This is a genomic window from Aldersonia kunmingensis, from assembly GCF_001646865.1.
Lineage (GTDB): Bacteria > Actinomycetota > Actinomycetes > Mycobacteriales > Mycobacteriaceae > Aldersonia > Aldersonia kunmingensis.
This window is the reverse complement of record NZ_LRRB01000020.1, coordinates 1-6,365: the sequence shown is the minus strand read 5'-3', so window position 1 is coordinate 6,365 and position 6,365 is coordinate 1. Positions and strand designations below refer to the sequence as shown.

Here is a 6,365-nt window from a genome sequence, read left to right as displayed (position 1 = left end):
CAACCAACACCGGCTTGCGGCCGACCTTGTCGCCAAGGTGGCCACCGATGATGCCGCCGATCGGGCGGGCGGCGAACCCGACGCCGAGCGTCGCGAACGCGGCCAGCGTGCCGGCGACCGGGCTGGCGCCCGGAAAGAAGGCGGTGCCGAAGTAGAGCGCGGCGGCGGTGCCGAACCCGATGAAGTCGTAGGTCTCGATGACGGCGCCGACACCCGAGCCGACGGCGACACGCTTCGCGTCCGGTGTGCCCTGCACCGGACCGCGCATCTTCAGAGCGTCAACGCTCATGAGATTCATCCTTTCAGAGGGATCAAGCGAGCAGTCTGTTGACTGTCAACATTGCGATGCCATCGAGTGTGAACCCGAACACAGTCTACTGTCAACAGTAAACTGCGTTACTGGCATCTGTTGATTGTTAACAGTCAACTCGCTACTGTGGTCCCCATCACGCCACTAGGCGATTACCCAAGGAAGGCGACGATGATCCATCCTCGACTCGGCTGTTCGACGATCAGCTTTCGACATCAGCCCCTCGATGAAGCGCTCGACACGATCGCCGGCCTGGGCTTCTCGGAGATTGACCTCGGTGCACTTCCCGGTGTCTGCGACCACGTTCCCTACGTGCTGGACCGCGCTGCGGTGTCGGACGTCGCCAATACCGTGAAGACCTCCGGGCTGGCTGTGCGCTCAATCAACGGCGACGTCGGCGACCTCAATGCAGAGCTGAGCGCGAGCGAGCGCGCAGTTCGTAGCGACCATCTCGACATGCTGCTCACCCTCGCGGCCGAAACTGGATCGAAGGCGCTCGTCCTGCCGTGCGGCGCGTTGAGCAACGATCCGATCGACACACTCGACACCGACCTCGACCGCGTGGCTGCCGAACTCGCCACCGCTGCGGAACGCGCGCATGAATACGGCCTCGCACTGTGGTCCGAGACGCTGCATCTCTTCCGGCTCAGCTGCAACATCGACCGTGCCCGGGCGCTCCACGACCGGCTGATCGGCACACGTGTCGGCGTGGTGATGGACTTCAGCCACATCGTCGCGTCGGGCGGCGACCCGATCGACTTCGTGAGCCGCATCGGCGGTCGCATCGAGCACGTACACCTGCGCGACGCGGTGCCCGGCAACATCAACCTCAGCATCGGCAACGGCGACGCCGATTTCGCCGGTGGCCTCGCAGCCCTCACCAACAGCGGCTACTGCGGGCACTTCTCGCTCGAACTCGAGACCCGCGACGTCACCCACGAACAACGTCCCGACGCGACGGCCGCAGCCGCCCGGCTCGTGTCGGCCCTTATCTGACCAACCAAAGAGCCTCGGCAACAAGGAGAATCAACAATGTTCAACACCCAGCGCACCGCCGTCATCACCGGCGCCACCTCGGACCGCGGCATCGGCGAGACCGTCGCCCGCCGCTACGCCCGCGAGGGTTGGGCGATCGTGATCCTCGACCTCGACGGCGAGAAGTCGGCCAAGGTCGCCGCGGCGATCGGCGGCGAGTTCGACGTCCCGAGCTTCGGCTACGAGATCGACGTGACCTCCGAGGAGTCGGTTACTGCCGCAGAGGCCGCCGTGGCCGCCGAGGTCCGCGACGGGAACCTCCCGACCGTCGGCGCACTGGCGAACATCGCCGGTATCACCTCCCCTGTTCCCTTCCTCGAGACCACCCTCGAACTCTGGAACAAGGTCATGGCGGTCAACGCCACCGGCACCTACCTCGTCACCAAGGCGTTCCTGCCCGGAATGATCGACGCCGGTTTCGGCCGAATCGTCAATATGTCGTCGGTTTCCGCGCAGCGCGGCGGCGGCGTCTTCGGCAAGGTGCCCTACTCCTCGGCGAAGGCCGCGATCCTCGGCTTCACCAAAGCCCTTGCGCGCGAACTGGGCCCGACCGGTGTCACCGTCAACGCCGTGACCCCCGGCGCCGTGGACACCAACATCCGTGTCGGCGCCACTGCCGAAAGCGAAGCGGCACTGGCAGCCTCCATCCCGGTCGGCCGCACCGCGACCACGGAAGAGGTTGCCGCGGTGATCACCTTCCTGTCCACCGATGACGCCGCGTACCTCACCGGCGCGACCTTCGACATCAACGGCGGCAGCCACATCCACTGACGGGCGCCAGCCCGCTCCAATCCGACTGACGGGCACCCGCCCGCATCAATCTGCCTGAGGCACACCATGACTCGACTGTTCAATGATCCGGCCACCTTCACCGAGGACATGCTCGACGGCTTCCTCGACGCCCACTCCGGTTACGTGACCGGCGTCGAAGGCGGCGTCGTCCGCACGACCGAGACCCCGGACGGCAAGGTCGCGGTGGTGGTCGGCGGCGGTTCCGGGCACTACCCCGCCTTCTGCGGCGTGGTCGGACCCGGCTTCGCCGACGGCGCAGTAGTCGGCAATATCTTCACCTCACCGTCCGCCCGGGAGGCCACCTCGGTCGCCCGCGCCGCTCACGGAAACGCCGGCGTTCTGTTGCTCACCGGCAACTACGCCGGCGACGTGATGAACTTCGGGCTCGCGGTGCAGCGGTTGCTCGACGAGGGCATCGATGCGCGCTACCTCGCCGTCACCGACGATATCGCCAGTGCGGCACCGGAAGACGCCGCCAAGCGCCGTGGTATCGCAGGTGACTTCACCGTGTTCCGCTGTGCGAGTGCCGCGGCCGAGGCCGGCTACGACCTCGATGATGTGGAGCGGGTGGCCGAGGCCGCGAACGCCGCGACGCGCACGCTTGGCGTCGCCTTCGACGGCTGCACGATGCCCGGCGCCGATTCGCCGTTGTTCACCGTCGAGCCCGCCACGATGGGACTCGGTCTCGGCATCCACGGCGAACCGGGCGTGGCGAACCATCCACTGCCGTCCGCGGCCGAACTCGCGGAGGTGCTCGTACGCGGAGTCCTCGCGGAGCGACCCGAGGGTGCAGGGGAACGGGTGGCGGTCGTATTGAACGGTCTGGGCCGCACCAAGTACGAGGAACTGTTCGTGGTGTGGAAGACCGTCGCACGACTGCTTGCCGACGCCGGATACACCGTCGTCGACCCCGAGGTCGACGAACTGGTCACCAGCCTGGACATGGCCGGCTGCTCACTGACGGTCATGTGGCTCGACGACGAACTCGAGCAGTTCTGGACCGCGCCCGCGGACACCCCGGCATTTCGCAAGGGTGCACCCGCCGCGGCTACCGGAACCCGGCGCGACACCACGCGCGCGGATCAGATTGCGGTCGTCACGGTCGCGGACGCCGATGACGCTTCGCGCGCCTGCGGCCAATTCGTCGCGAAAGCCATTGGGGCGATTGCCAATCGCATGACCGAGGCCGAGTCGGAGCTCGGTCGCATCGACGCCGTCGCCGGTGATGGCGACCACGGGCGAGGCATGGTCAAGGGATCCTCCGCGGCATCGGCAGCCGCCAAGGAAGCGGTGCAGCGCGAGTCCGGAATGGCGAGTGTCCTCATTGCCGCAGGTGACGCGTGGGCCGCGAAGGCCGGTGGGACGTCCGGCGTCCTCTGGGGTGCCGCACTGAGCGCGCTCGGCCGCACGTTCGGCGATCACGGCCTGCCGAACAGCGTGACCATGGCGGCCGCACTGCGCGCCGCACAGGACGCAATCGTTCAACTCGGCGGTGCGCAACTCGGCGACAAGACCATGCTCGACGCACTCGCACCCTTCAACGCAGCCGTCGATACCGCCGTCGCCGCCGGTCAGGACTGGCGAACCGCATGGTCGGCCGCGGTCGATGTCGCGCAGAAGGCCGCCGCGGCAACCGCAGACCTGCGACCACGCGTCGGTCGCGCCCGCCCCTTGGCGGAGAAAAGCATCGGCACCCCAGACGCGGGCGCCGTCTCACTTGCCATGTGCCTGAGCACCGTGGCGGACCTATTCGAATGGAGCGAACAGGAATGAGCGAACAATTGCGCATCGTCGTCGGCTGCGACGACGCCGGACTGCAGTACAAGGACGCGTTGCGGCGCGACCTCGAAGGCGATGACCGAGTGGGTTCCGTGGTGGACGTCGGGGTCGGACCGGACGAGAGCACCGCGTACCCGCATGTCGCGGTCACCGCGGCACGGATGGTCGCCGAGGGTCGGGCTGACCGGGCGCTCCTGGTATGCGGCACGGGACTCGGAGTCGCGATCAGCGCCAACAAGGTTCCCGGCGTCCGTGCCGTCACCGCGCACGACAGCTTCTCGGTGGAACGCGCCATCCTCTCCAACGATGCTCAGGTGCTGTGCCTCGGCCAGCGCGTGGTCGGGATCGAGCTCGCGCGCCGACTGGTGTCCGAGTGGCTCGACTACCGCTTCGATCCGTCGTCGGCATCGGCCGCGAAGGTCGCCGTGATCGGCGAGTACGAGGCCGCTGGATAACCACGCACGGCCCGGAACGACGGGATCCCGTCCGGTTCGCGACCGGGCGGTTGTGCAGCGTCTTCTAGGCTCGTCCGTATGCAGACGCCCCAGCAAGACGCGCTGACCACGCCGGAGAGCGAACAATCCGGCATCGGAGCAGCCGGCAAACTGCTGATCGCCGTCCTGCTCGTGGCGACGTTCGTCGTCATTCTGAACGAGACCATCCTCAGCGTCGCGCTGCCGCGCCTGATGGTGGACCTCGACATCTCGGCGTCGCAGGCGCAGTGGCTCACGAGCGGATTCCTGCTGACCATGGCCATCGTGATTCCGACCACCGGATACATCCTCGAGCGGTTCAACATCCGGCCGATCTTCATCACGGCGATGTCGCTGTTCTCGTTCGGCACGTTCGTCGCCGCGATCGCACCGTCCTTCGGCGTTCTGCTTGTCGGAAGGGTCATCCAGGCGACGGGGACGGGCCTGATGTTCCCGCTGCTGATGACCACGATTCTGCATATCGTCCCGGCCAATATTCGCGGCCGGATGCTCGGGCTCATCTCGGTCGTCATCTCGGTCGCGCCGGCAGTCGGGCCGACGCTGTCCGGCTTCGTCCTTCAGCACTTCAGCTGGCGGGCAATGTTCCTCATGGTGCTGCCGGTGGCGATCGGTGCCCTCGTGCTCGGAGCAGTGCTGGTGCGCAACGTCACCGAGCCGCGGCCGTCGCATCTCGACATTCCGTCCATCGTGCTCTCTGCGCTCGGCTTCGGCGGACTGGTCTACGGTCTGACCGCTATCGGTGAAGCCGCCTCGGGGCACACCCCGATCGCCCCGTGGGTGCCATTGGCCGTCGGCGCGGTGGCACTCGTCGTGTTCATCGCGCGCCAGCGCATCCTCGCCCGGCGAGACTCGGCGTTGCTCGACCTGCGCACGTTCGCTGTCCCATCGTTCGCGATCTCCGTCGGTTTGATGTGCATCATCATGCTGTCGCTGTTCGGTTCCCTGATCCTCCTACCGATCTACATGCAGAACGTGCTGGGCAAGAGCACGCTGGCCACCGGTCTCGCACTGCTTCCCGGTGGCCTGGCGATGGGACTGTTCTCGCCGTTCGTCGGCAATATGTTCGACCGCTACGGACCGCGCCCGCTCGTGTTGCCCGGCACGGTCGCGCTGAGCGTCGGCATGTGGCTGCTGGCATGTCTCGGCCAGGATTCGACGCTGCCGTTGATAATCGCGGGCCACGTCACCCTTTCGGTGGGTATCGCATTCGCGTTGACGCCGCTGATGACGACGGCCCTCGGGTCGTTGCCCACCAATCTGTACTCACACGGCAGCGCGGTCGTCAGCACCGTGCAGCAGGTGGCGGGCGCCGCGGGAACCGCACTGTTCGTCACGATCATGGCGACCGCGTCGCAGACTGACGACGGTGTCGACGTCGCGTCGACGGCACACGGTGTCCACCTGGCGTTCCTGACCGGCGGTGTGATTTCGCTTGTCGCCGTGGCGGCCGCGGTGGTGTTCACCCGCATGCGAGAGTCGGCGCAGGTAGCCGCTGCCGCGTAGTCGCGCGGCACGGCCTCGGCGAGCGACGTCCTCAGCTACCGAAACAGGCTGCGGCACCGCCGGATTGGAACGTGGATGCGGCGCAGTAGGTGGTCTGCGGGTAGTAGTCACCCATGACCGCTGCCGGGTTCGCGCTACCCTGCGCGGCCTGCACAGTTTGGTTGAACCCGGGGGTCGGCAACATGTTGCGCAGTAGTACGACCTTGCGCGGCGCGGTCGAACCCCACGGCAGCACGGTGACGCTCGAGTCCGACTTTGCCCGTGCGGGAAGGTCTTCCGGCGTCGCGATCACGTAGGTGTAGTAGCCGTTCGCATCGAGCGCGGTCTGGAAATCGGCCGCGCAGGCCACCACCGGGTACGGCGAAACCTGATCGTTCTGGCATATCGACCAGTAGCGCACCTGGGTACCGGGCTTGTCTGGAGACTCCCCCGCCCGCGTGTCCGGGAACGCC

General features: G+C 66.9%; 5 protein-coding genes and 2 pseudogenes. 5 read left to right on the top strand and 2 right to left on the bottom strand.

The features are described from left to right. A pseudogene (locus tag A8G08_RS01890) lies at positions 1-289 on the bottom strand (MFS transporter); the annotation flags it as partial. 192 nt (positions 290-481) lie between these two features. On the opposite strand from A8G08_RS01890, the gene A8G08_RS01885 reads away from it, so the two are divergent. From A8G08_RS01885 to A8G08_RS01865, 5 genes are all read left to right on the top strand, one after another. After that, the gene (locus A8G08_RS01885) at positions 482-1,306 is read left to right on the top strand and encodes a sugar phosphate isomerase/epimerase family protein (protein ID WP_068269429.1); all 825 of its coding nucleotides are present in this window, start codon (positions 482-484) and stop codon (positions 1,304-1,306) included. A gap of 36 nt (positions 1,307-1,342) precedes the next feature. Then, the gene (locus A8G08_RS01880) at positions 1,343-2,116 is read left to right on the top strand and encodes an SDR family NAD(P)-dependent oxidoreductase (RefSeq protein WP_068269427.1); all 774 of its coding nucleotides are present in this window, start codon (positions 1,343-1,345) and stop codon (positions 2,114-2,116) included. A 66-nt stretch (positions 2,117-2,182) separates the two neighbouring features. After that, positions 2,183-3,910, top strand: a complete 1,728-nt coding sequence (locus tag A8G08_RS01875; protein WP_068269426.1) for a dihydroxyacetone kinase family protein — start codon at positions 2,183-2,185, stop codon at positions 3,908-3,910. Further along, entirely contained in the window at positions 3,907-4,371 is a 465-nt protein-coding gene (locus tag A8G08_RS01870; protein WP_068269424.1) for a ribose-5-phosphate isomerase, read from the top strand. The genes A8G08_RS01875 and A8G08_RS01870 overlap by 4 nt, the downstream gene beginning before the upstream one ends. A 78-nt stretch (positions 4,372-4,449) precedes the next feature. Further along, positions 4,450-5,913 (top strand): MDR family MFS transporter, encoded by a 1,464-nt coding sequence (locus A8G08_RS01865; RefSeq protein ID WP_084435873.1) that lies wholly within the window; start codon positions 4,450-4,452, stop codon positions 5,911-5,913. Between the two features lie 31 nt (positions 5,914-5,944). Here A8G08_RS01865 and A8G08_RS27345 read toward each other — a convergent pair. Next, positions 5,945-6,365, bottom strand: a pseudogene (locus A8G08_RS27345) (hypothetical protein); the annotation flags it as partial.

Excerpts from the sequence above, each read along its gene's own strand:
- A8G08_RS01885 (WP_068269429.1), top strand. The coding sequence starts at position 482 with ATGATCCATCCTCGACTCGGCTGTTCGACGATCAGCTTTCGACATCAG.
- A8G08_RS01880 (WP_068269427.1), top strand. The coding sequence starts at position 1,343 with ATGTTCAACACCCAGCGCACCGCCGTCATCACCGGCGCCACCTCGGAC.
- A8G08_RS01875 (WP_068269426.1), top strand. The coding sequence starts at position 2,183 with ATGACTCGACTGTTCAATGATCCGGCCACCTTCACCGAGGACATGCTC.
- A8G08_RS01870 (WP_068269424.1), top strand. The coding sequence starts at position 3,907 with ATGAGCGAACAATTGCGCATCGTCGTCGGCTGCGACGACGCCGGACTG.
- A8G08_RS01865 (WP_084435873.1), top strand. The coding sequence starts at position 4,450 with ATGCAGACGCCCCAGCAAGACGCGCTGACCACGCCGGAGAGCGAACAA.